This is a genomic window from Mycobacterium sp. (assembly GCF_052144515.1).
Classification (GTDB): Bacteria; Actinomycetota; Actinomycetes; order Mycobacteriales; family Mycobacteriaceae; genus Mycobacterium.
On the sequence record NZ_JBKQQD010000189.1, the window covers coordinates 1 to 3,080 of the forward strand.

The 3,080-nt window shown below is 59.7% G+C and carries 3 protein-coding genes; 2 read left to right on the top strand and 1 reads right to left on the bottom strand.

Annotated features, from left to right (window positions below; translation table 11 throughout):
• Nucleotides 1-168: 168 nt before the first annotated feature.
• Nucleotides 169-1,377: a glycosyltransferase family 4 protein gene (locus ACLP9N_RS12985; protein ID WP_442407787.1), complete on the top strand. Its 1,209-nt coding sequence runs from the start codon at nucleotides 169-171 to the stop codon at nucleotides 1,375-1,377.
• Between the two features lie 353 nt (nucleotides 1,378-1,730).
• Nucleotides 1,731-2,753 (top strand): glycosyltransferase family 2 protein, encoded by a 1,023-nt coding sequence (locus tag ACLP9N_RS12990; protein ID WP_442407788.1) that lies wholly within the window; start codon nucleotides 1,731-1,733, stop codon nucleotides 2,751-2,753.
• A 62-nt stretch (nucleotides 2,754-2,815) separates the two neighbouring features.
• Here ACLP9N_RS12990 and ACLP9N_RS12995 read toward each other — a convergent pair.
• On the bottom strand, nucleotides 2,816-3,080 hold a 265-nt coding region (locus tag ACLP9N_RS12995), incomplete at its 5' end, for a hypothetical protein (protein WP_442407789.1).

Here is a 3,080-nt window from a genome sequence, read left to right on the forward strand (position 1 = left end):
CGGCGTAAGGCAGTGATGCTGTTTCTAGCGGGACAATATCAGCTCCTGAAGCGGCAAAGGGACAATCGGGCGTGGCGTGCGATGGTTCAGGACAAAGCAACGGAACAGGAAACTCGAATAACCGGACCATAGGCTCCTGCCCGTCCAAGCTCGAAGGAGGTGATGACTTTGCGCTCGGCATCACTCGATACCGAATCTCTTTTGGGTAGTGAGTTGTCGCACTCGGGGCCCGAGACACTTCCGGGCCCCGCAGTTACGGCACGAAAGACCAGAGTCATCCTGTTGCTTCATGAGTTGTCGAGAACCGGGGCACCGCGGGTCGCCCTCGACGCGCTCGACGCGATGCGCGATGAGGTCGAAGTCCGCACCATCGCACTGCTTGACGGCCCGCTCGCGGAGGACTGCCGTGCGATCGGACCGCTGTTTATCATCCCCGAATGGCCGCCGGGCCGGATCTGGCAGAGGGCGTATGGCCGTTTTGAGAAGGGACGATGGTTCTGTGGGCTCCGCCGCTGGGCCCCAGATCTGATCTATATCAATAGCGTCGCGGCCTTGCCCATCACGCAGTGGGTGCCGCTGCCCGATGTTCCCACGATCCTCCACGTGCATGAACTTCACACTGAGCTCATGCAAGTCATGAAGAGGTGCCCGGATGCCATGGTTTCTCGGCCCACACGATACCTGGCCGCCTCTGAGGCCGTCCTTCGGGCCCTGGTATGCGAGTGCGGTATCAACGAGGATCGGATCGCAGTGGTCCATTCGTTTGTGCCGGAGCGGCGCCTCGACGGTGTGTGCAGCAATCAGGTTAGGCGGCCAAACGACGGCACCTTGGTGGTTGGCGGGGCTGGACTCCCAGGGTGGCGTAAGGGGACGACGTTATGGTTGCAGATGGCGGCTGAGGTCCGGCGGCTGGTTGGTCCGTCAGCCCGGTTCGTCTGGGTCGGCGTGCCCGAATGGCCCGACATGGACGGGGCCAGGTTTCGGCGCGAGGCGCATCTGATGGGCCTGGACGACATGGTTGAGTTCATTCCGTCAACCCCCAAGGCGCTGGAGTACTTCGCAGGGTTCGACATCTTTGCGATGACGTCGTGGGAGGACCCTTGCCCCCTGGTCGTGCTGGAGAACATGGGACTCGCCAAGCCGGTCGTCTGCTTCGCGGGCGGGGGCGGCGCCCCGGAAGTCGTCGGAGATACCGGCGTGGTTGTCCCTGAGTTCGACCCGCTGGCCATGGCTCGGGCGATCGCCCATCTCGCCGCTGATCCGCCCGAACTGGCCAGGCTGGGCACCTTGGCCCGTCAGCGCGTGCTAGCCAACTTCACGGACCGCGTTCAGGTGCCGAAGATCCGGCGCGAAATGAGGCTCCTCGTCGATCGGTAGTCAACGGCATCCAACGGAAGTGGCTGGATCCGAACTGCGCCATGAGTGAATTCCACACAACCTACCAACGCACGATTACCCTGGGCGTGCATATTCGGTCGGCGCTACGAAGGAGAGGATTTTGGTACCTGGAGCATCGGGTCTGGGCCAAGGTCGGCCATCGGCTCGTCTGAATATGCCCGCAAAATTCATCGACCGAGTCCAGGTTCCTGAGGTCCGACGCGAAGGCTTCACCCTGGCGGAGTCGTCTCACGTTCTCGGGTCGACCGTCGAGCATTGCCTTGAAGCATGTTCCGGTGGCCGAAGCAATTTAGGACAAGGTTGGAAACCGAACGTTTTCGAGGACCCGTAGCATGCCGAAGGTCACGGTCATCACGCCGAACTATAATCATGCGAAGTACCTGCCAAGACGCATCGATAGCATTCTGGCCCAGACGTTTCAAGACTTCGAACTCCTCATCCTCGACGATGCTTCCACGGACAATAGTCGCGAAGTCATTGAATCGTACACCAGGCATCAAAATGTGAGGGCCGCTTTCAATGCAGAGAATAACGGCAGTCCCTTCAAACAGTGGAACCTGGGGCTCAGCCAAGCGAAAGGTGAATATGTATGGTTCGCCGAATCGGACGATTACGCGGACCGCTCGCTGCTGGAGACCCTCGTCGATCGACTGGATCGGCACCCCAACGTTGGACTCGCCGTGTGTCAGTCGTGGATCGTCGACCAAGACAGTAAACTGTTGGGAAACTATCGAGATCTGCTGGAGAATCAAAATCACAGTTTACACTGGCGCGAGGACTACGTCAACGCGGGCCATGATGAATGCAAGAACTACCTGTTCTGGCACAACACAATCCCCAACGCGAGTGCTGTGCTCTGGAGACGTGAAATCCTCGAACGTGTGGGTGGGGCGCCCACCGATCTGCGCGTGTGCGGTGATTGGATAACGTACATCAATGCCCTCCAGTTGTCGGACATCGCGTTTGTCTCAACGCCCTTGAACTATTTCCGTCAACATGAAGCCAACGTCCGCACCCGAGCCTTGCTGCAGGGAAACGCCGCGCGTGAGCCCCGGAGGGTACAGTTGACGCTCATCGACCGGTACGGTCGGCGCAACCTGGTACGCGACGATGATAAGCTTATATCTCAATACGTGATCAATATGGTTAACAGTTCAAGAATACCGCCTCACAACAAGGTGCCGCCTGCGGTAGCGCTGCAACTCCTGACGTGGGCTGCCCGCATTCATCCCATGGCCTTCACGACGGCCCTGAAGATCCTCTCCTGGGAGCAGATGGCCGACTTAGCGCGCAGAGTGGGCATGCTTGGGCTTGCGCGCAAGCTGAAAAATGCGGTGGCGGCCAGCGGCAATTAGCTGTGCATCCACCAATCCGCATCAAACGAAGCCTGACATTTCCCGTACTGGATGGCGCGCCACTATGAGATGGTGACGGCGTCAAGGAAGACGGTGTTGTCTCCACCGGCACTGTCCAATCCTTGGAAGGTGATCGTATGAGCCCCGGCGGTGACGGTGAAGACGGCAGTGGAGTAGGTCTGGTAAGACGTACTCGATGGCGTGAAGGTGCCCACGACGCTGCCGTCGATCAGCACGTTAAAGTTCTGCTGGGACGCCTGGACGTTTTTGCGCTGGGCGGCGTCGAAGCTGAGCACGTAGGTGCCGGCTGCCCAGCCGGCGACACTC